This window comes from Xaviernesmea oryzae, assembly GCF_900109605.1.
Classification (GTDB): Bacteria; Pseudomonadota; Alphaproteobacteria; order Rhizobiales; family Rhizobiaceae; genus Xaviernesmea; species Xaviernesmea oryzae.
Window position 1 is genome coordinate 119,515 of the sequence record NZ_FOAM01000014.1, and the last position, 21,707, is coordinate 141,221.

At 63.3% G+C, this 21,707-nt stretch carries 18 protein-coding genes; 13 read left to right on the forward strand and 5 right to left on the reverse strand.

The genetic code is table 11. The annotated features are described in order from the left end of the window. Window positions 1–46 precede the first annotated feature (46 nt). The 4 genes from BMX61_RS17570 to BMX61_RS17585 all read left to right on the forward strand — a co-directional run bounded on the left by BMX61_RS17570 (window position 47) and on the right by BMX61_RS17585 (window position 2,556). The gene (locus BMX61_RS17570; RefSeq protein WP_083639242.1) at window positions 47–853 is read left to right on the forward strand and encodes a ComF family protein; all 807 of its coding nucleotides are present in this window, start codon (window positions 47–49) and stop codon (window positions 851–853) included. Window positions 854–987: 134 nt separating this feature from the next. Next, window positions 988–1,245, forward strand: a complete 258-nt coding sequence (gene grxC, locus BMX61_RS17575; protein ID WP_075625919.1) for a glutaredoxin 3 — start codon at window positions 988–990, stop codon at window positions 1,243–1,245. A 13-nt stretch (window positions 1,246–1,258) separates the two neighbouring features. Beyond that, on the forward strand, window positions 1,259–2,131 hold the full coding sequence (locus BMX61_RS17580) for a carbon-nitrogen hydrolase family protein (RefSeq protein WP_075625944.1): 873 nt from the start codon (window positions 1,259–1,261) through the stop codon (window positions 2,129–2,131). Continuing rightward, the gene (locus BMX61_RS17585) at window positions 2,128–2,556 is read left to right on the forward strand and encodes a DUF1178 family protein (protein ID WP_075625920.1); all 429 of its coding nucleotides are present in this window, start codon (window positions 2,128–2,130) and stop codon (window positions 2,554–2,556) included. Before BMX61_RS17580 ends, BMX61_RS17585 begins: the two co-directional genes overlap by 4 nt. A gap of 49 nt (window positions 2,557–2,605) precedes the next feature. Here BMX61_RS17585 and ubiG read toward each other — a convergent pair whose 3' ends face one another. After that, a complete protein-coding gene (gene ubiG, locus BMX61_RS17590) occupies window positions 2,606–3,352 on the reverse strand; it encodes a bifunctional 2-polyprenyl-6-hydroxyphenol methylase/3-demethylubiquinol 3-O-methyltransferase UbiG (protein WP_075625921.1) in 747 nt (248 codons plus the stop codon). Between the two features lie 187 nt (window positions 3,353–3,539). Beyond that, on the reverse strand, window positions 3,540–4,343 hold the full coding sequence (locus tag BMX61_RS17595; RefSeq protein ID WP_324610600.1) for a LysR family transcriptional regulator: 804 nt from the start codon (window positions 4,341–4,343) through the stop codon (window positions 3,540–3,542). On the opposite strand from BMX61_RS17595, the gene BMX61_RS25395 reads away from it, so the two are divergent. The 9 genes from BMX61_RS25395 to BMX61_RS17635 all read left to right on the forward strand — a co-directional run bounded on the left by BMX61_RS25395 (window position 4,275) and on the right by BMX61_RS17635 (window position 16,744). Further along, on the forward strand, window positions 4,275–4,472 hold the full coding sequence (locus BMX61_RS25395) for a hypothetical protein (RefSeq protein ID WP_324610601.1): 198 nt from the start codon (window positions 4,275–4,277) through the stop codon (window positions 4,470–4,472). The genes BMX61_RS17595 and BMX61_RS25395 overlap by 69 nt on opposite strands. A gap of 388 nt (window positions 4,473–4,860) precedes the next feature. Then, complete coding sequence (locus BMX61_RS17600; RefSeq protein ID WP_075625922.1) at window positions 4,861–6,135, forward strand: aspartate kinase; 1,275 nt, start codon at window positions 4,861–4,863, stop codon at window positions 6,133–6,135. Window positions 6,136–6,237: 102 nt separating this feature from the next. Then, window positions 6,238–8,505, forward strand: coding sequence for a phosphoenolpyruvate--protein phosphotransferase (gene ptsP / locus BMX61_RS17605; RefSeq protein ID WP_075625923.1), 2,268 nt, complete (start codon window positions 6,238–6,240; stop codon window positions 8,503–8,505). A gap of 228 nt (window positions 8,506–8,733) precedes the next feature. Further along, the gene (gene prfA / locus BMX61_RS17610; RefSeq protein ID WP_092742891.1) at window positions 8,734–9,816 is read left to right on the forward strand and encodes a peptide chain release factor 1; all 1,083 of its coding nucleotides are present in this window, start codon (window positions 8,734–8,736) and stop codon (window positions 9,814–9,816) included. Further along, on the forward strand, window positions 9,813–10,673 hold the full coding sequence (gene prmC / locus BMX61_RS17615) for a peptide chain release factor N(5)-glutamine methyltransferase (RefSeq protein ID WP_075625925.1): 861 nt from the start codon (window positions 9,813–9,815) through the stop codon (window positions 10,671–10,673). The genes prfA and prmC overlap by 4 nt, the downstream gene beginning before the upstream one ends. 396 nt (window positions 10,674–11,069) lie before the next feature. Beyond that, entirely contained in the window at window positions 11,070–11,867 is a 798-nt protein-coding gene (locus tag BMX61_RS17620; RefSeq protein WP_075625926.1) for a DUF4167 domain-containing protein, read from the forward strand. Between the two features lie 99 nt (window positions 11,868–11,966). Further along, window positions 11,967–12,785 carry a DUF429 domain-containing protein gene (locus BMX61_RS17625; protein WP_075625927.1) on the forward strand — a complete coding sequence of 273 codons (819 nt, stop codon included), beginning with the start codon at window positions 11,967–11,969 and terminating at the stop codon, window positions 12,783–12,785. Window positions 12,786–13,002: 217 nt separating this feature from the next. Then, window positions 13,003–15,609, forward strand: a complete 2,607-nt coding sequence (clpB, locus tag BMX61_RS17630) for an ATP-dependent chaperone ClpB (RefSeq protein ID WP_075625928.1) — start codon at window positions 13,003–13,005, stop codon at window positions 15,607–15,609. A gap of 214 nt (window positions 15,610–15,823) precedes the next feature. Next, window positions 15,824–16,744, forward strand: a complete 921-nt coding sequence (locus BMX61_RS17635) for a S66 peptidase family protein (protein WP_075625929.1) — start codon at window positions 15,824–15,826, stop codon at window positions 16,742–16,744. A 145-nt stretch (window positions 16,745–16,889) separates the two neighbouring features. Here the strand turns inward: BMX61_RS17635 and BMX61_RS17640 are convergent, their stop codons facing one another. From BMX61_RS17640 to BMX61_RS24900, 3 genes are all read right to left on the reverse strand, one after another. Then, entirely contained in the window at window positions 16,890–18,491 is a 1,602-nt protein-coding gene (locus BMX61_RS17640; protein WP_075625946.1) for an inorganic phosphate transporter, read from the reverse strand. A 371-nt stretch (window positions 18,492–18,862) separates the two neighbouring features. Next, window positions 18,863–20,827 (reverse strand): M23 family metallopeptidase, encoded by a 1,965-nt coding sequence (locus BMX61_RS17645; RefSeq protein WP_092742882.1) that lies wholly within the window; start codon window positions 20,825–20,827, stop codon window positions 18,863–18,865. A 415-nt stretch (window positions 20,828–21,242) separates the two neighbouring features. Then, the coding region (locus BMX61_RS24900; protein WP_210186291.1) for a hypothetical protein at window positions 21,243–21,707 on the reverse strand (465 nt) is incomplete at its 5' end.

Here is a 21,707-nt window from a genome sequence, read left to right on the forward strand (position 1 = left end):
GCACGTCTTCAGCGGTCTTGCCGCTCGAAGCGGTAAAGTCAACGCAATGGATCGAGAACAGCGGAAAGGCGGCATTCGTTTCAGGCTGGTCGCGGCACAAGGTCTGGCGACGCTCTTCAGCCTTGCCGGGCGATTGGGCAAGGCCGGCGTTGATCTTCTGTTTCCGCCCGCCTGCCTCGGCTGTGGGCGTCGGATGGCCGTTCATGGAGCCGCCTGCACGACGTGCTGGCGCAGCCTGCGGCTGATCGAAAAGCCTTACTGTCCAGTCTACGGCACGCCCTTCGCGCGTGATCTCGGACCGGGCATCCTCTCCCCGCAGGCGATTGCCGATCCGCCCGTTTTCGACCGGCTGCGGGCCGTCGCCCATCATGAAGGGCTGGCCCGCCATCTGGTCCATGGTCTGAAATATCGCGACCGCACCGACCTCGCCCCGGTCATGGCGCAATGGATGCTGCGGGCAAGTGATGGCGAGGTGGCGCGGGCCGAGGCGATTCTTGCCGTGCCGTTACATGTCATGCGCCTTGCCGGCAGGCGGTTCAATCAGTCTGCTGAATTGGCGCGTGCGCTCGCCAAGCTCGCCAACAGGCCTTTCCTGGCCGATGCCTTGCGCCGGACCCGGCGAACGCGGCGGCAGGTTGGCCTTGGCCAGCGTCAGCGGCAGGAGAATGTGCGCGGCGCCTTCACGGTGACGCAGGAGGGGCAGAGCCTGATCTTCGGCCGGAGGCTCGTTCTGGTCGATGATGTCTATACGACCGGCGCGACCGTCAGCGCCGCGGTGCGGGCGCTGAAGAAGGCAGGCGCCGCGGAGGTCACCGTCTTGACCTTTGCACGCGCTCTCGGCGATCCTATATGACCGGCGGCGCTCATTCTCCGCTCGGGATCGATTCATCATGGCCGCGCCGGTTCGGCGCGCCGGCATCCCGCATGAGACACGGGCACCTTCAAGGCTGTGCGCCGAGGTGCCGAGAAGACAGAAGGATCAGGATCATGGCGACAGTCGTCATCTACACCCGTCAGGCGTGCGGTTATTGCGCCGCCGCGAAGGCGCTGCTCGACAAGAAGGGCGTCGCCTATGAGGAGCATGATGCCACCGGCAAGCCCGAGGTGCGCGAGGAGATGATCGAGCGCTCGAATGGCGGCCGCACTTTCCCGCAGATCTTCATCGACGGCGCCCATGTCGGCGGTTGCGACGATCTGCACGCGCTCGACCGCGCCGGCAGGCTCGACCCGCTGCTGGCCGCCTGAAGAGGATATGACCATGGCCGTCACCGTCGCCGCCATCCAGATGTGCTCCGGCACCGACCCGAAGCGCAATGCCGAGGCCATGGAGCGCCTGGTGCGCGAGGCCGCGGCCAAGGGCGCGCACTATGTACAGACGCCGGAAATGACCGGCGCGCTGCAGCGCGACCGTGCGGCTTTGCGCGCCGTGCTGAAGCCGGAGGCGGAAGATGGAATCGCCGCCACGGCCGCGCGGATGGCCGGTGAACTCGGCATTCATGTCCATGTCGGCTCCACCGCCATTGCCAGGCCGGATGGCAAGATCGCCAATCGCGGCTTTCTTTTCGGACCTGAAGGCCAAAAGCTCTGCCACTATGACAAGATCCATATGTTCGATGTCGATCTCGACAATGGAGAAAGTTGGCGCGAGAGCGCGGCCTATACGCCAGGCGAAGCCGCCCGCCTTGTCGATCTGCCGTTCGGCCGCATGGGGTTTGCCATCTGCTACGATGTACGCTTTCCCGAGCTGTTCAAGAGCCAGGCCCAGGCGGGCGCCGAGATCATGACGCTGCCGGCGGCTTTTACACGCCAGACAGGCGAAGCGCACTGGAGCGTGCTGCTGCGCGCGCGCGCCATCGAGAACGGCATGTTCCTGATTGCCGCTGCCCAAGGCGGCGTGCATGAGGACGGACGCGAGACCTATGGCCATTCGATGATCATCGATCCCTGGGGCCGGGTTCTCGCCGAGGCTGGCGATGCAGGCGAGGAGATCATTCTTGCCGAGATCGATGCAAGCGCCGTTGCCGCCGCGCGCGGCAAGATCCCGAACCTGAAGAACGGTCGCGCCTTTGCGCTCGATCTGCCCATGGACGCCGGCAAGACAGGGGCCGCCGGCAAGGACGCGGCGGCGTGATCCGCTATTCCCTCAGCTGCGACCAGGGGCACGGCTTCGATGCCTGGTTTTCCTCCAGCGCGGATTTCGACCGCCAAGCCGAGGCCGGCTATGTCAGCTGCCCGCATTGCGGCTCCTCAGCTGTTGCCAAGCAGCTGATGGCCCCGACCGTCGCAACCGCCCGGGAAAGGGAGGCGCGCCAGGCCGTGGCCATGGATGCCCAGCGCGGCGAGATGATCGCCAAGCTTCGCGAGATGGTGAAGACCGTCAGGGAAAATTCCGAGGATGTCGGCGAGCGCTTTCCGGAGGAAGCCCGCAAGATCCACTATGGGGAAAGCGATCCGCGCGGCCTGATCGGCCGTGCCTCGCCTGACGAGGCGCGCGCCCTGATCGACGAGGGCATCGAGATCGCACCCTTGCCAGTGCTGCCGGATGACGTGAACTGACGCAGCCACATGCCCGATGCGCGTTTCGCCCAGACCTCGCGATCGCGCGTCAGGCCGGGCGTCGGGCAATGATCATGTAGTTGACGTCCATGTCCGCCGACAGCGCCCAATGATTGGCGAAGGGATTGAAGAAAACGCCGGTACGATCCGTCACGGCGAGGCCGGCTGCGGAGAGCGGCGCCTCCAGCTCTTCCGGGCGCACCAGCTTGTCATATTGATGCGTGCCGCGCGGCAGCCAGCGCAGAACGTTTTCCGCCGCGAAGATCGCGAGTGCGGCGGCTTTCATCGTCCGGTTGATGGTGGCGACGAACATCAGCCCGCCGGGCTTCACCATAGAGGCGCAGGTCGACAGGAAAAACGGCACGTCGGAGACATGCTCCACCACTTCCATGTTGAGGATGATGTCGAAGGCCTCGCCCGCCTCCGCCAGGGCTTCGGCCGTAACGGCGCGATAATCCACCGAAACACCGCTGCCGGCTGCGTGGGTTTCGGCGATGCGGATGTTCTTCTCCGAGGCGTCGGCGCCGACGACGGAAGCGCCCATGCGCGCCATCGGCTCCGAGAGGAGCCCGCCGCCGCAGCCAATATCGAGCAGCCGCAGCCCCTCCAGCGGGCGCTGCGCATGCGGATCGCGTCCGAAGGCTTCTGACGCCTTGTCCCTGATATAGGCCAGCCGCACGGGATTGAACTTGTGCAGCGGCTTGAACTTGCCATGCGGATTCCACCATTCGGCCGCAAGGGCGGAAAACCGGTCGACTTCGCTCTGGTCGATGGTGGTGCGGGCGGCCTCGGTCATGGTCGGTATCCTCTGTTTCGGGCAAGAGGTCGGCCAGGGCAAGGCCGAAGTCAAGGGGCGGCTCCCCTGGGCATGGTGTCGCGCTTGCAAAAGCATGGCACCGCTATGGGGCAGGTCTCCGTGCAGTTGTCGATAAAGCAGCGAGGGAGGTGAAGACATGCCCGCACGGAACGGCGTGCAGAACCGATCATGTCCGGGTGGGGTCGACGCTGCGCAAAGGAGCGAAGACGGTATGCAACCTTGCAGCAAGTGCATCGATTGCCGCCGATGAGCGAGCCGGGTTGCGTTTGAGCAGCACGCGGGATGCGTCGATCTGCGGAAAGCCATCCATCACGCCAAGAGCGCGACAGGCCGACGGTATGGTTGAGCGTGCCAAAGGCGCAATCGCAAGGCCGGTGGTCACTGCGGCGACCATTCCGGATGCGGTATCGCACGAAAAGGCCTGGCGATAGGCAATGGCATGCTGTTCAAGAGAACGCAGCGCGTAGTCCCGGCACCAACCCGAATTCCAATAGACAGCAACCGGCACCGGCGACTGGCGATGACAGTCATGTAAGGTCGACGTTACCCATACGGTCGGGTCGTAGCCGAGCACCTCCTGCGGGTCGGCGGCATGCACATCGAAGATGACCGCCATGTCGAGATCGTCCCGTTCCAGCGCGGCAAGTTGCTGAGCGGCAAAACCGCAGAAGACGCTGACTTCGGTCGTGGGATAGTCGCGTGCGAAGGCTGCCAGCGCCGCCGGCAGGAGCGTGCGCGAATATTCGTCGGGGATGCCGATCCGCAACGGCCCTTTGATCTCTGCCTTGCGCATCGATGCAGCCGTTTCGTCCAACAGCGTGATGACCGCACGCGCCTGCGGCACAAGGCGTTGGCCGGCTGGTGTCAGCGAGACGCCGCGCGGACCGCGGCGGAGAAGCGAATGGCCGACAGTCTGTTCCAAACGCTTGATCTGCATGCTGATGGCCGATTGCGTCCGACCAACGACCAAAGCGGCATGAGTGAGATTGCCGCGCTCGGCGACGGCCAGGAAGGTGCGCAGAAGTTCGCTATCGAGAGGAGGCATCATGTCGAAATCGGTTTTGCTGATGTCTGCCATGATGACTATTCGCTTCATTGATGTCCATGACGCCGGCACCCTATCCCTGTTGATGGAACAGGATGCACGCAAATGGCGCAGGAAGAGGGATCGGCATGGTGGGGCGCCTTCCGGCGGTGGCAGGAGGAGCATCTGAGGCGACATGCGCTCCGCCTCCTTCTTCGGCGCAATGACATCGGTCTTTTGCGGGATGTTGGCCTTGATCCGCTTCCGCCATCCCTGGTGATAGAACAGGAACAAGAACAGGATCGCTCGTCGAGGCATGGACTGCTTGCGCGAACGTGCGACCGGGACTAGACGGCCATGCTGCCTGCGCCATTGCGCCTGTGTCGCACATCCGCTAAGAGACCGCCGTCTTCATTGGCTGCGGTGCCCTGCACGCGTGGCCTTCAAGCATACCGGTAGAGCCATGGCACGCATCGTGATGAAATTCGGCGGGACGTCCGTCGCTGATCTCAACCGCATCCACAATGTTGCCCGCCATGTGAAACGTGAAGTCGATGCCGGCCATGAGGTTGCCGTGGTGGTATCTGCCATGTCCGGCAAGACCAACGAGCTGGTCGGCTGGGTGCAGGACATGCCGAAGGTCGCAGGCGCTGACTCGCCTTTCTTCGATGCGCGCGAATATGACGCAGTGGTTGCATCCGGCGAACAGGTTACTTCAGGCATTCTGGCGATCGCGCTGCAGTCTATCGGCGTCAACGCCCGCTCCTGGCAGGGCTGGCAGATCCCGATTCGCACCGACAATGCCCATGGCGCCGCCCGCATCATGGAGATCGACGGATCGGAAATCATCCGCCGCATGGGCGAGGGGCAGGTGGCCGTCGTTGCCGGTTTCCAGGGGCTCGGCCCCGACAATCGCATCGCCACGCTGGGGCGCGGCGGGTCCGATACCTCGGCTGTGGCGATTGCCGCTGCCGTGAAGGCCGACCGCTGCGATATTTATACGGATGTCGATGGTGTCTATACCACCGACCCGCGCATTGTGCCCAAGGCCCGGCGCTTGAAGAAGATCGCCTTCGAGGAAATGCTCGAAATGGCGTCTCTCGGCGCCAAGGTGCTGCAGGTGCGCTCTGTGGAACTGGCCATGGTGCACAAGGTGCGCACCTTCGTGCGTTCGTCTTTCGAAGACCCGGATGCACCTGGTATGGGCGATTTCCTGAATCCGCCGGGAACGCTGATTTGTGATGAGGAAGAAATCGTGGAACAGGAAGTCGTCACCGGCATCGCCTATGCGAAGGACGAAGCCCAGATCTCGCTGCGCCGCCTTGCCGACCGGCCGGGCGTCTCCGCTGCCATCTTCGGGCCGCTGGCCGAAGCGCATATCAATGTCGACATGATCGTCCAGAACATTTCCGAGGACGGCTCGAAGACCGACATGACCTTCACCGTCCCTTCGGGCGACGTCAGCAAGGCGATGAAGGTGCTGGAAGAGAACAAGGCGCGCATCGGCTTCGACGTTGCCCAGACCGAGAGCGGCCTGTGCAAGGTCTCGGTCATCGGCATCGGCATGCGCAGCCATGCGGGTGTCGCCGCCTCAGCCTTCAAGGCACTTGCCGAGAAGAGCATCAACATCAAGGCTATTACCACCTCGGAAATCAAGATTTCGATCCTGATTGATGGCGCTTATGCCGAATTGGCGGTTCGCACTTTGCATTCCGCCTACGGTCTCGATAAGACTTGATTCCCGTCGATCGCAATAAAAGCGGGCGCTTGCTGATCATTTCCTCAAGCGCCTCTTGAAGCGGCCGGCGTCTGGCACGGTGATCGAAGGAGACATGGCGCGATGAGAGACCTTTCTGCAGGTCCCCGCGTTCTTCTCAAGCGGCTTCGCGAACTCATGGCGGAGCCTTTGGATCCGCAGGAGCGGCTGGACCGCATCGTGCGCCAGATCGCCCAGAATATGGTCGCCGAGGTGTGCTCGGTCTATGTTCTCCGGTCGGATGGCATTCTTGAGCTTTATGCGACCGAAGGCCTGAACAAGGACGCCGTCCACCTGGCACAGCTGCAAATGGGCCAGGGCCTCGTCGGTACGATTGCTGCCAGTGCCCAGCCGCTCAATCTGTCGGACGCGCAGGCGCATCCCGCCTTCACCTATCTGCCCGAGACAGGGGAGGAGATCTATCACTCATTCCTCGGCGTGCCGATTCTGCGCACCGGCCGCTCGCTCGGCGTTCTCGTTGTGCAGAACAAGACCAGCCGCGTCTATCGCGACGATGAGGTCGAGGCGCTGGAAACGGTCGCCATGGTGCTGGCGGAAATCATCGCGACCGGCGAGTTGAAAAAGATCACCCGGCCTGGGCTCGAACTCGATCTCTCCCGTCCCGTCTCGATCGAGGGCGCGAGCTTTGGCGAAGGCGCCGGGCTCGGCTATGTCGTGCTGCACGAGCCGCGCATCGTCGTCACCAATCTGCTGAACGAGGATACGGATACCGAGCTTTCCCGTCTTGCCGAGGCACTGGGCTCTCTGCGCATCTCGATCGACGACATGCTGTCGCGCCGGGACGTGTCGATGGAGGGCGAGCACCGGGCGGTTCTCGAAGCCTATCGCATGTTCGCCCATGATCGTGGCTGGGTGCGGAAGCTGGAAGAGGCGATTCGCAACGGCCTGACGGCGGAAGCCGCGGTCGAGCGCGTGCAGAGCGAGACCAAGGCGCGGATGATGCGCCTGACCGACCCTTACTTGCGCGAGCGCATGCATGATTTCGACGATCTCGCCAACCGGCTGCTGCGCCAGCTGACGGGCTACAGCATGCGCCCGGCCAGCGCTGATTTTCCCTCCGACGCCATCGTCGTTGCCCGTGCCATGGGCGCGGCGGAGTTGCTCGATTATCCGCGTGAAAACATTCGTGGCCTCGTGCTTGAAGATGGCGCGGTGACGAGCCATGTGGTGATCGTCGCGCGCGCCATGGGCATTCCCGTGGTAGGCCAGGCGACCGGTGCCGTGGCTCTGGCGGAGAACCATGATGCGGTGATCGTCGATGGCGACGAGGGGCGGGTGCATCTGCGGCCGATGGCCGACCTGCAGCGCGCCTATGAGGAAAAAGTGCGGCTGCGCGCTCGCCGGCAGGCACAGTTCCGCTCTCTGCGCGATGTTGCGCCGCTGACGCTCGACGGCCAGCGCATCCGCCTGCAGATGAATGCCGGGTTGATGGTCGATCTGCCGCATCTGGCCGAATCCGGCGCGGAGGGCATCGGCCTCTTCCGCACCGAGCTGCAATTCATGATTGCCTCCACCATGCCGAAGATGGAGGAGCAGGAAGCCTTCTACCGCAATGTGCTGAAGCAGGCGGCCGGCAAGCCGGTGACCTTCCGCACGCTGGATATCGGTGGCGACAAGGTGGTGCCCTATTTCCGGGCGGCCGAGGAGGAAAACCCCGCGCTCGGCTGGCGCGCGATCCGTCTGTCGCTCGATCGTCCCGGTCTCCTGCGCACCCAGCTGCGCGCCATGCTGCGCGCCGCCGCAGGCCTCGAACTCAAGCTGATGCTGCCGATGGTCACCGAAGTCGGCGAGCTCAAGGCCGTGCGCGAGCTTTTGCAGAAGGAGGTCCAGCGCCAGTCGAAGATGGGCGAAAACCTGCCGCGCAAGCTGCAGTTCGGTGCCATGCTCGAAGTGCCGTCGCTGCTCTGGCAGCTCGACGAGCTGATGAACGATGTCGATTTCGTCTCGGTCGGCTCCAATGATCTGTTCCAGTTCGCCATGGCGGTCGATCGCGGCAATGCGCGGGTGGCCGATCGCTTCGACGTGTTGAGCAAGCCCTTCCTGCGCATGCTGCGTGAGATCGTGCGCGCAGGTCTGCGCAACCACACGCCAGTAACGCTCTGCGGCGAGATGGCTTCCAAGCCGCTGTCGGCCATGGCGCTGCTCGGCATCGGCTTCCGCTCGGTTTCGATGTCGCCGACGGCCGTCGGTCCGATCAAGGCCATGCTGCTGGCGCTCGATACCGGCAAGCTTGCGGCCGAACTCGATCCGCTGCTCGACGATTCGAAATCGACCATCACGCCGCGTCAGCTTCTGACCGACTTTGCCGCGCGCCACGGGGTTCCGATCTGACAGGGCACACGCGGTGTCAGAGCATTGGACCGAGAGGTCGAGACCGGTTTCTGCTCCATGCTCCAAGCGGTCCCGAGCGGCTGTCCTTGATGTTGCGGAGTGCCTCGATGCGCGCCATCTCATTGCCGTGCCGCCCCTCGTCGGCGGTCACGGCTCGTTTATGTTTTCGCGGGGCCGATGCCTCGCGCCGGGATGCGCTGCCTCCCGTTCGATCCTTTGGAGTTGCCGTTGCCCACGCTGCCCGTTGAAAAGATGCGCGAACTCGAACGCCGGTTCGGCGAGATCGAGGCCCGCATGTCGGAAGGTCCGGCGGCCGATGTCTATGTGAAACTTGCCTCCGAATATTCCGAACTGCAGCCTGTCGTGACCAAGATCCGCGCCTATGAGAAGGCGAGGAGCGAACTCTCGGATATCGAAACGCTGCTGGCCGACAAGACGACCGACCGCGACATGCGCGAGCTGGCAGAGATGGAGCGGCCGGAGGTGAACGAGCGCATCGAGGCCCTGGAAAAGGAAATGCAGCTTCTGCTGCTTCCCAAGGACGCGGCCGATGAAAAGAGCGCGATCCTCGAAATTCGCGCCGGTACCGGCGGATCCGAAGCCGCGCTCTTTGCCGGCGATCTCTTCCGCATGTATGAGCGCTATGCCGCCAATCATGGTTGGAAGGTAGATATTCTCTCCTCCAGCGACGGGGAAGCCGGCGGGTTCAAGGAAATCATCGCGACGGTCACCGGGCGCGGCGTCTTCTCGCGGCTGAAATTCGAATCGGGTGTGCACCGCGTGCAGCGCGTGCCGGAAACGGAAGCCGGCGGGCGCATCCACACATCGGCCGCAACGGTCGCGGTTCTGCCGGAGGCCGAGGAGATCGATATCGATGTCCGGGCCGAAGATATCCGTATTGACACCATGCGCTCTTCCGGCGCCGGCGGTCAGCACGTCAACACCACCGACTCCGCCGTGCGCATCACTCATCTGCCGACGGGCATCGTCGTCACCAGCTCGGAAAAGTCCCAGCACCAGAACCGGGCCAAGGCCATGCAGGTGCTGCGCTCGCGGCTTTACGACATGGAGCGGCAGAAGGCAGACAGCGAGCGTTCGGCCTCTCGCCGCAGCCAGGTCGGGTCCGGCGACCGCTCCGAGCGCATCCGCACCTATAATTTTCCGCAGGGGCGGGTGACCGACCACCGCATCAATCTGACGCTCTACAAGCTCGACCGGGTGGTGGAAGGCGATCTCGATGAGCTGATCGACGCGCTCCTGGCCGATTACCAGGCCGACCAGCTGGCGCAGCTCGGCGAGCAGCAGGGATGAGCGTGGACCGGCTAGACGCGCTGCTTGTCGAGGCCAGACTTGCGCTGTCTCAGGCTGGCATTGATGAGCCGGCATCCGAGGCCAGGCGCCTGGTGGGTGAGTGTCTTGGCCTGTCGCCCGTTACACTGGTGACGCAGGGAACAACGCCTGTCGATGCCGAGGCGGCGGCGCGCTTGCGTATGGCTATCGCCCGGCGTGCAGGCGGTATGCCGCTGCACCGGATACTCGGACGCCGTGAATTTTACGGGCTGAGCCTGTCGCTTTCCCCTGAGACGCTTGAGCCAAGGCCGGATACCGAGGTTCTGGTCGATCATCTCCTGCCTCGGGCACGTGCGATTGCGCAACGCCGGGGTACCTGCCGGGTGATCGATCTCGGCACCGGTACCGGTGCCATTCTCCTGGCGCTTCTGTCGGAAATTCCCGAGGCTCAGGGGCTGGCCACCGATATTTCCGACGAGGCGCTGGCGACGGCCACGCACAATGCGCAGGCAAACGGCCTGGAGGGCCGGTTCGAAACTGTGAAAAGCGACTGGTGGGAAAAAATTTCCGGCCAATATGATGTGATCGTCTCTAATCCGCCCTATATTGTGTCTAGCGTGATGGAACGCTTGGAGCGCAACGTTCTGGATTACGATCCATGGCGGGCGCTCGACGGCGGGCCCGATGGGCTGGATGCCTATCGAAAGCTGGCCGAAGGGGCCGATGCCCATCTGAAGGATGAGGGCATTGTCGGCGTCGAAATCGGCTATGACCAGAAAATCGCCGTGATCGAGCTGTTTTGCGCACAGGGTTTCCAAGTCCTGGAGGCGGTCAGCGATCTTGGCGGACGCGACAGAGCGTTAATCTTTGCCCGGTAGATTGGCCCTATGGGATCGGTACCGGACGAAAGCGTGGTTCCTCCCTGCTGCAAGACTGCATCAGACCTGCGCAAAAAGCCTGAACGGCATGACCTAATCGCCGAAAAAGGGCTTGGAATCAGCGGGAATCATCGCTAGGTTGCCGGCACGCATCTGGTTGAGGGGCGCTGACCTTAAGGTCTTCCGGTCGCACCGAGACAGAATTTTCGCGCCTCATGAGATGAGGCGCTGCTGAGGTCGCGGGACCTGATGCGTGTATCTGTTAATTTGACGTTAACCCAGGCGACAAGGCTGTCTTAGAGACGGATGGGTCGCGGCGCGTGCATGAGCCACGGCCTTTGCTTGGCCGCGACACGGCGCCCAAGCAATCTCAAGAGAAATTCAGGTGAAGTGACGATGAGGCCAGGACAGCAAAACAAGCGCGGCCGCGGGCGTAACAACAACAATAATAACAGCAATAACGGGGGCGGAAACCATAACCGCAAGGGCTCCAATCCGCTGACGCGGACCTATGACAGCTCGGGCCCCGATGTGAAGATCCGCGGCACTGCGCAGCATATCGCCGAGAAATACGCCGCTCTCGCCCGGGACGCCCAGAGCGCCGGCGACCGCGTCATGGCGGAAAACTATCTTCAGCACGCAGAACATTATAACCGCATCATCGCGGCAGCGCAGGCCAACCTGCAGGAGCGCTATCAGCGCGACGACCGTGTCAGCTATGACGACCGCGACTTTGGCGACCGCGATGGCATGGATGGCGACGACATGGACATAGCCGACGAGGTCGTGCCGGTTCCGGTCCAGACGGCGCCCGCCGCACCGGCTGCCCGTGAACAGCGCGAACCCCGTGAACAGCGCGAGCCGCGCGAGAGCCGGGAAGGCCGTGAACCGCGCGAACGCCGCGAGCCCCGCCAGCCGCGCGTCCCGCGCGAGCCGCGCCCGGTTCCGCAGGAGATTGCCGCTGAAGTGCCGAGCGAACAGCCCGCCGTTTTCGACGGCAGTGGCCCGCAGCCGGTGATCGAGGGCGTTCCGGTCGAGGTCGCCATGGAAGACGAGGCCGCCGCGGCATCGACGACGCGCGCCGCGCCGCGCCGCCGGGGTACCCCGCGCCCGCGCCGCACCCGCCGCACGGATGCAGCCGAGGGATCGGACGGCGAAGGCTCCGCCGAGCCGGCGCTGGCCGTCACCGAATAGGCCTTACGGCTTGCAGATCTTCGAAGGGCGGCGCTTGCGTCGCCCTTTTTCGTTGCGCATCGTTCGTCATGGGAACGGTTCGAGGGGAGGGGCACAGGCATGCGCATTTTCGGTGTCGATTTCACCTCGTCGCCGCGTCGCGCCAAGCCGATCATGGCGGTGGAATGCCGTCTGGACGACCATCGGCTCGTGTTCCAAACCACCCATGCCTGGCCGGATTTCCTCTCTTTCGAACGGGCGCTGGTGGCACCTGGACCTTGGGTCATGGGGCTGGACTTTCCCTTCGGGCAGTCGCGCAGGCTGGTCGAAAACATCGGCTGGCCGTTGGAGTGGTCGGCCTATGTCGCGCTTGTGGCAAGCCTGACCCGCGCGGAATTTGCCGACCTGCTCACGCAATATCGTACGCCGCGAGCCAAGGGCGACCGCGAGCATCAGCGCGGCATCGATCGTTTGACCGGCGGCATCAGCCCGCAAAAGCTGTTCGGCGTGCCGGTGGGCTTGATGTTCTTCGAAGGCGCGCAAAGGCTTTTGAGGTCCGGCGTCCATCTTCCGCTTCTCAGAGACGGCGACCGCGATCGGATTGCCCTGGAGGCCTATCCCGGTGTTCTGGCCCGCAGCCTGATCGGCCGGCGATCCTACAAGAATGATGACCGCCGCAAGCAAACGGTCGCAAAGGCTTTGGCCCGGCGAGACATTCTGGCGGCCCTGACAGGCACCGTCTTCGAAGCGGCTCATGGTTTGAAGGTGGAGGCGCCCGATACGCTCGGTGACGATCCGACAGGTGATCAGCTTGATGCGCTTCTCTGCGCCGTTCAGGCAGCCTGGGCCTATCGACGTCGGGCCTCCGGCTACGCCATCCCCGATGCCGCCGACCCCCTGGAGGGCTGGATCTGCGGCCCGCATTCGACATTCCCCTAGGGAAGTCTGCCCTCTCTGCGCGATCGGTGAAATTCCTGCGTCTCGCATCAAGCCGGCTCTTTAATTCCGATTTTTGCCCTCCCATATGCCGTTCAACACCAGTTGATCCGGCGCAATGACCGGGCGCTGGAACGATGACAGGCTTGCCGCTTGAGGGAGCCTGATCCCAACCGTCGGTTCGTGCCTTCAGGGCGAGCCGATCCACAGGAGGTAGACGATGGATATCGAAAAATATTCCGAACGCGTGCGCGGCTTTCTGCAGTCGGCGCAGACCTACGCGCTGGCTCAGGGTCATCCGCAGTTCGTGCCCGAACATGTTTTGAAGGTTCTGCTCGATGACGACCAGGGCATGGCGTCATCGCTGATCGAGCGTGCCGGTGGCCGTGTGCGGGATGCCAGGCTCGCCAATGATGCGGCCCTTGCCAAACTGCCTAAGGTTTCCGGCGGCAATGGCGGCATTTCGTTGTCGGGCCCTCTCGCCAAGGTCTTCACCACGGCCGAAGAGGCTGCAAAGAAGGCGGGAGACAGCTTTGTCACGGTCGAGCGGCTGCTGCTTGCCTTGGCGATAGAATCCTCGGCCGTGACGTCGCAAATCCTCTCCAAGGCCGGGGTCACGCCCGCAAGCCTCAACCAGGTGATCAACGATCTGCGCAAAGGCCGCACTGCGGATGGTGCCAATGCCGAAGCCGGATTCGACGCGCTGAAGAAATATGCCCGCGACCTGACGGCCGATGCGCGCGAAGGCAAGCTGGACCCTGTGATCGGCCGCGACGACGAAATCCGTCGCACGATCCAGGTGCTCTCCCGCCGCACCAAGAACAATCCCGTGCTGATCGGTGAGCCCGGCGTCGGCAAGACGGCGATTGCCGAGGGGCTGGCGCTGCGCATCATCAATGGCGACGTGCCGGAAAGCCTGAAGGACAAGCGGCTGATGGCGCTCGACATGGGTGCGCTGATTGCCGGCGCCAAGTTTCGCGGCGAATTCGAGGAGCGGCTAAAGGCGGTTCTTTCGGAGGTTCAGTCGGAAGCCGGCGAGATCATCCTGTTCATCGACGAGATGCATACGCTCGTTGGCGCCGGCAAGGCGGATGGGGCCATGGATGCCTCCAACCTCCTGAAGCCCGCTCTGGCGCGCGGTGAGTTGCACTGCGTCGGCGCGACCACGCTCGACGAATATCGCAAGCATGTCGAAAAGGATGCAGCCCTTGCCCGGCGGTTCCAGCCGGTTATGGTCGAGGAACCGACGGTGGAGGACACGATCTCCATCCTGCGCGGGCTGAAGGAGAAGTATGAGCAGCATCACAAGGTGCGGATCTCCGATTCCGCGCTGGTTGCGGCTGCGACGCTCTCCAACCGCTACATCACCGACCGGTTTCTGCCGGACAAGGCGATCGACCTGATGGACGAGGCAGCCTCGCGCCTGCGCATGCAGGTGGACTCCAAGCCGGAAGAGCTCGACGAACTCGACCGGCGCATCATCCAGCTGAAAATCGAGCGTGAGGCCTTGAAGAAGGAAACCGACCGCTCGTCCAAGGACCGGCTGGAAAAGCTGGAGCGCGATCTGACCGAGATTCAAGAACAGGCCGACGCGCTGACGGCGCGCTGGCAGGCGGAGAAGTCCAAGCTCGGCCTGGCTGCCGACCTGAAGAAGCGGCTGGACGAAGCGCGTAACGAACTGGCGATCGCCCAGCGCAAGGGCGAATTCCAGCGGGCGGGCGAGCTTGCCTACGGGGAGATCCCCAGGCTGGAAAAGGAGCTGGCGGACGCGGAAACCCAGGATGGCGCAGCGGCAAACCCGATGGTGCAGGAGGTCGTGACCCCCGACAACATCGCCCATGTCGTCTCACGCTGGACTGGCGTGCCCGTGGACAAGATGCTGGAAGGCGAACGCGACAAGCTCTTGCGCATGGAAGACGAAATCGGCAAATGGGTCGTCGGCCAAGGGGATGCGGTACAGGCGGTCTCGCGGGCGGTGCGCCGTTCGCGCGCAGGCCTGCAGGATCCGAACCGGCCGATCGGCTCGTTCATCTTCCTTGGTCCGACCGGCGTCGGCAAGACGGAACTGACCAAAGCACTCGCCCGATTCCTCTTCGACGACGAGACGGCCATGGTGCGCATGGATATGTCGGAATATATGGAGAAGCACTCCGTCGCCCGGCTGATCGGCGCACCTCCTGGCTATGTCGGCTATGAGGAAGGCGGTGCGCTGACCGAGGCGGTCCGCCGCCGACCCTATCAGGTCATCCTGTTCGACGAGATCGAAAAGGCGCATCCCGATGTGTTCAACGTTCTCCTGCAGGTGCTCGATGACGGGCGCCTGACGGACGGGCAGGGCCGCACGGTCGACTTCCGCAATACGATGATCATCATGACATCGAACCTCGGCGCGGAATATCTGACGGGGCTGACCGAAGGCCAGGATGTCGACAGTGTCCGCGATCAGGTGATGGATGTGGTGAAGGCGGCCTTCCGGCCGGAATTCCTCAACCGCGTCGACGAGATCATCCTGTTCCATCGGCTGCGCCGCAGCGAGATGGGCGCGATCGTCGACATCCAGCTCGCGCGCCTGCGCCAGCTTCTGGCCGATCGCAAGATCACGCTGGAGCTGGACTCTGACGCCACCGTCTGGCTCGCCGAACGCGGCTACGATCCGGTCTATGGGGCTCGGCCTTTGAAGCGGGCGATCCAGAAGTTCGTTCAGGATCCGCTCGCCGAAAAGATCCTCTCCGGCGAGGTGCCGGACGGCGCCCTGGTGAAGGTCACCTCGGGCTCCGACAGGCTGCTGTTCCGCTTGAGCGGCACGGCGGAAAAGGCCGCCGCCTGAGACGCGCGCTTTTTGAGCGCCTGATCATAAAAACAGAAGGGGCTGCCCGGCGGGCGGCCCCTTTTCCTTTGCGCAGGATGGTGCATTCGACAACAATGGGGTTGCCGGTGGAGCGTGATCGCGCTTGCGGCCAAGATTATGGAATCCTTGTTTTCAGCGGTGAGCAATCCAGACATTCAGCCGGCCGCTCGCATGCGCTTTTGGAAAAGACACAATGCCCGCTCCAGCCCTGCGCCGGCCGATCATCCTCCCGCCAAAACTTCAGCCGGGCGACCTCATCCGCTTCGTTTCACCGGCCAGCACGCCAGAGCGCGACAATGTCATGGCACGCGCCGCCGTTCTCGAGAGCTGGGGGTTTCGGGTCGATATCGCTCCGCATGCCTTCGACCGCAGCGGCTTTCTCGCCGGATCGGATGACGACCGGCTGGCCGACCTCAACGAAGCATTCAAGGACCCTGCCGTCAGGGCGATCATGGCCACACGTGGCGGCAAGGGCTCCTATCGGATCGCCGACCGGCTGGATCTGGCGGCGGTGAAGGCCGATCCGAAATGGCTTGTCGGCTTCAGCGATATCACCATCCTGCAATGTGCGCTGCTGCGCGGCGCAGGCTTGGCAAGCCTGCATGGCGCGCTGCTGGTTGAAGAGGGGGAGGCAGAGCCTGAAAACGCGGCGCTCCTGCACCATTTTCTCACTCGCTGGGGCGAGGTGCGGATCACTGCGCGTCTCGACGAGCCGACGGCGCTCCTGACGAGGCCCGGCGCCGCCTCCGGTCCGCTTGTCGGTGGCAATCTGGCGATGCTAGTCACCGCTGCCGGCTGGATGCTGCCCAATTTATCCGGCACCATTCTGCTTCTGGAGGCGGTTGATTGCCAGCCGGGCGAGGTTGACCGGGCGCTGACCATGCTATGCAAGGCGGGCCATCTCGATGGCCTTGCCGGTATTGCCATCGGCCAGATGCTGCCGGCCGAAGAGGGGCGCGATGCCGTCATCCTGCGTGTGCTTCAGGAGCACATCGATGCGCTGGGGCTGCCTGTGCTCGGAGGCTTGCCGATTGGCCACGGCGAAAGACCGCTTACGGTACCTTTCGGCGCGCATGTTCGTCTCGATGGGGAAGCGCTGACTTTCGCCTTCTAACAGCTTGTCGCCCGCCATCCGAGACTTTTGAAAAATGGAGCCAGCCGACGCGGAAGGCGCGCCGACTGGAGATCAATTCGGTCGGGCGCATGCTAGCAAACTTTATGGCCGACGGCTCATGTGCCGACAGTCAAACCGCGCTGTCTCAAAACACCTGCCGCAACGCGACATAGAGGCCGAAGGCAATCGCGATCGAGGCCGGCAGCGTCAGCACCCAGGCGAGCAGAAGATTGCGCACCGTCTGCCCCTGAAGTCCCGAGCCGTTGGCCGCCATGGTGCCGGCAACGCCTGAGGACAGCACATGGGTGGTCGAGACCGGCAGGCCGAACTGGTCCGCCGCGCCGATCGTCGCCATGGCGACGAGTTCCGCGGCCGCGCCCTGGCCATAGGTCAGGTGCGTCTTGCCGATCTTCTCGCCAACGGTCAGCACGATGCGCCGCCAGCCGATCATCGTTCCCAGACCGAGCGCCAGAGCGACGGCGACCTTGACCCAGCCCGGAATGAACTTCGTCGCTTGGTCCACGGCCGCATGGTAGGTCTTCACCGCCGCCAGATCGGCCTCCTGCATGGGCAAGAGCTTCTTCTTGTCGATCAGTTTCAGCGCCTCGCCGATCAGGTAGATGTCGTTGCGCACATTGCCAACCAGCGTATCGGGAATGGCTTCCAGTGTCGGATAGCGTGCGATTTCAGCGCTGCTGGAATGAATATAGCGCTGCAGGGCCAGCGTCGTCTGATCGCTCCATGCCTTGTTCTTGACCGCGTCGGAGACGACAGGCTTCGGGTCGGCCACCTCGATGTCAGGCTTCACATATTTGCCAAGGGCCGTCTCCACGCCGGCGGAGGCAGAGAGATAGGATTGGAGATAGTTCGGGTTCGGCGTGCGGTTCAGTGCAAAGGCCGTGGGCACCAGGCCGATCAGGATCAGCATGATCAGGCCCATGCCCTTCTGGCCGTCGTTCGAGCCATGGGCGAAGCTCACGCCGGTGCAGGTGAAGATCAGTACGGCGCGGATCCAGAGTGGCGGCGGTGCCGCGGTCTTCGGCTCCTGATAAAGCGCCTTGTTGCGGATGAAGAGCTTCATCGCCAGCAAGAGGAGTGCTGCGCAGCCGAAGCCGACCAGCGGCGATAGCAGTAGCGACAGGCCGATATTGGTGGCCTGCGACCAGTCGATCCCGCTGGTGGCGGTGCCGCTTGGCGCCAGATACTGATTGGCCAGCCCAACACCGATGATCGCGCCGATCAGCGTATGCGAGCTGGAGGCCGGCAGCCCGAGATACCACGTGCCGAGGTTCCAGATGATCGCTGCGCTGAGCAGGGCGAAGACCATGGCGAGCCCCGCACCCGAATTGACCTGCAGGATCAGCTCGACCGGAAGCAGGGAAATAATGCCGAAAGCGACGGCACCGCTGGAGGTTAGAACGCCGAGAAAATTGAAGAAGCCCGACCAGACCACCGCCACTTCGGCCGGCAGCGAGCGGGTGTAGATCACGGTCGCCACGGCATTGGCCGTATCGTGAAAGCCGTTCACGAATTCGAAGCCGAGCGCGATGAACAGCGCGAGGCCGAGCATGACCCACGGCACCGCCCGGGCCTCGGCGAGGTCCTTGCCCAGCGCATAGGCAACATAGCCGAGGCCGCCGAGGACGAGCACCAGAATGACTGGGAAGATAAAGCGGCTGGCGCCGCTCGAATCGAGCGGATGTCCCAGAGCCTTGCCCCCATGAGGCGTAGAAACGGCGTTATGCATGCGAGGAACCCCACCTTCGGCGGCCGAGACATCGTTCATGGGAAGCCGCTCTTCCGCCTTGTCCTTTCGCTGTGTAAGCCCGGCTTGTTGCAGATGCATGACAGGGTAAAGGCCGTGTAAAGGACCGGCTGCATCTCCTTCGAGACGTCAGCGATGCACCGGAAGTGAGGAGGTCTGAAGCAATGCGGATGTGGCTTCGGCATGCCGTGAACGCCCGCCGCGCGGGCCGGACGCTGCACAGCCTTGCCACGGACTGGCGCAACAAGCCGCCTAAGCTTGGGGCCGGCCCGCTTCACTTTTCAAGAATAGCAGCCGAGCCGAGGACATAAAGCCGGAGCATGTGCTGAGGGTCCGCGCCGTAACCCGGCCGATCATTGCGTGGCGGCAACTTCGCTGCCGATATTGTCCTTCGCGAGCAGCTGGTCGATGCGCTGGCGTTCCTCATTGAAGGAGAGCAGCTGCTTGCCGTCGAGCGACCGTCCGCCCGGCAGGCGGATCTTCATCGAGTCGACCTTTGTGCCGTTGACGATCAGCTCGTAATGCAGATGCGCGCCGGTCGAAAGACCGGTGGAGCCGACATAGCCGATCACTTGGCCCTGCGTCACCCGCGCGCCTTCACGCACGGCCTTGGCAATGGCGCTTTGGTGGTTATAGGACGAGACGTAGCCATTGGCATGGCGGATCAGCGTCTGGTTGCCATAGCCGCCGGAATCCCAGCCGGCCTTCACTACCACGCCATTGCCGGTGGCGATGATCGGCGTGCCGCGCGGCGCTGCCCAATCCGTGCCCGGATGCATGCGCGAATAGCCGAGAATCGGGTGGCGACGCATGCCGAAGCCAGAGCTGAGGCGCCCGTTGGGCACGGGATTGCGCAGGAGGAACTGGCGGATGCTCTTGCCGCTTTCATCATAGTAATCGACGCTGTTGTCGTCCGGATCCTGGAATCGATAGAAGCGCAGCGCCGCATCGCCGAATTTCGCATTGACGTAGAGCAGTTCCGAATCCGGCGTGGCTCGTCCGCTCTCGGCGGCCACCGAGAAGAAGGCTTCCAGCTTGTCGGTCGGCTTCAGCTGCGCCTGGAAATCAACGCTGCTGGCCAAAAGCTTGATGATGCGTGCCACCATTTCCTTGTTCATGCCGTAAGAAAGGGCGGCGCGATAGATGCCGTCATAGACGCGGGGCAGGTCGTGGCCGGCCGCCACCGCCTGATTGCCATCCTCATCGAAGGCGCTGGCAACGGCGGCCAGCGGCGCCGGCTCGTTGCCCTTGACGAAACGGCCCTTGTCGTCGAGCGCCATGGTCAACACATGGTTGCCGCCGCGCCCATAAAGGCTCATGCGCACGACCTTGGCTTCCGAGGCTTCGTTGGTGGCATTCTGGATGATGCCGACGCGCAGCACGTCGCCATCCGAAAGCGTGTCGCGCCCAAGGCCGATGGCTAGATATTTGGCGACATCCGCCGCCTGGGCCTTGCCATAGCCCGCACCCGTCAAAACCTGGTCGATCGGCGCCGCGTGATGCACGGGGATCACGTCGTCGGCATAGTCGGTGCTCGCCTGGGTGATCTGCTCCTGCGGGGAGACGGTCATATTCTGCTCGACGATACGGGCGCTCAGACCCATCAGGTCAAGATCATTGTTCTCGCTGGCGAAGCGCCGGGGGTCGACATAAAAGAGCGAGGCCAGCTGCGTGCTGTCTTCCGTCAGAAGCGATCCATTGGTGCGCACATTCTCCTCGACCTCTTCCAGCGTCATCGACGGGCCGTAGGCAAGCGTCGAGCCCTTCAACGGGAAATCGACCGTTTTCAGCGCGACTTCCGACTCGACCTCGGATCCGTAGATCGTGCCGGTTCGGCTCGGCGGTGCGGCCGTCTCCACATCGTCATTGGAGAAAATCGCTAGAGGATCGAAGGCGGGGTAGGCATCATTGGTCTGATGGTTGGCGGCCAGCGTCATCTTCACATGGGCGAAAGGCTGGCGGCGTACCACCTCCTTCTCGCCCTGCTTGATCATGGTGGCCACTTCCAGGATCGTCCTGTCCGAAGGCTTCGCCACGACGGATGGAGAGAGAATACGTCCGCCGCGCCGGGCGGTCTCCTCGCCGGAATCACGCTGGTCGAGCGCGGCATAGGCTTCGGCGGGAATGGCCAGCTGCTGGCGCCCGTCGAGTGCCGCAAAGAGCGCCACGCCCATCAACAGGCTCGAGGTGATGCCGGTCAGAAATGTTCCCGACAGCCAGCGCAAGGAGATCTCGCGCCGGTCCGGCGCACGGCGACCATCCGCCAGAAGAGGCGGCTCGTTGCCGAGCGTCCGCATCATGGTCTTTTCAGCGTTCATGCCAGCCGATGCGCATCCCTGTGTCAGGCGTTCAGTCCATCATGACCCGCCTTCGTTGCGTGGAGATGTGCTCCTTTAGCAGGCGCGAGTCAATGCAAAGGCCTTAACCTTGCATGTAGATGCCGCTTGACGCTGGAGAGGGGAGGGGGCTCCAGCGCCTGGGAAGCGGGCCTTCGCGTAGAGGACGAAAGACAGCCAGAGGCGACGCCGATCACCGTCTTACGCCGTCACGGAAGCCGATCGTATAAGGGCTGACTATAGGCGGTCAGTGTCGCGAGGGCACGGGCAGGCACGTGGCCAGGGTAGGATACACATCATCCTGAAGCGTTCTCTAAGACTGTTCCACGATGCCATCGCTAAGCATCGCATTGACGGTTATCCTGCACCAAAGCTGCCTTCACCTGTCCGCCATCCCCTATTCGTCCTGCCCGGGCGTGTCCCGCGCATTCACGGCGGCGTCGGCGTTCGAGAAGCTGCGTCGAGTCCGGTTCCGTTTACGTGTCCTTCCTCCACATTCCCTCCGGTTTTTGTCCTTGCTGCTCCCGTTTGAGTGCCTGTTTGGCGTCTGCTTTGGGGTGTTTGCGGGGAGGCTTGGTTGGGTACGGGCCTGTGTGCGCCATTTTTCCTGCTGCCATTTCAGCGGGTTACGCTTATCCGTCATGTTTCCTTCATTTTGAGGATTGACGTTTTTGGGTGGGTAGCCGTATAAGGCGCTCATCGAACGAGGGGTTGCGGCGCTTCTGGCGCTGGTTTTCTTCGTTTTTGTGTTTGGCCGGTTTTTTGGCTGAATGTTTTCCGACAGGATCTGCCGGATGGCGGCGTTTCTGCCTTGTTGGCCCTTGTGGCTGGTGGGGTTGATTTGGTGTCGTTTTGGGTTGGT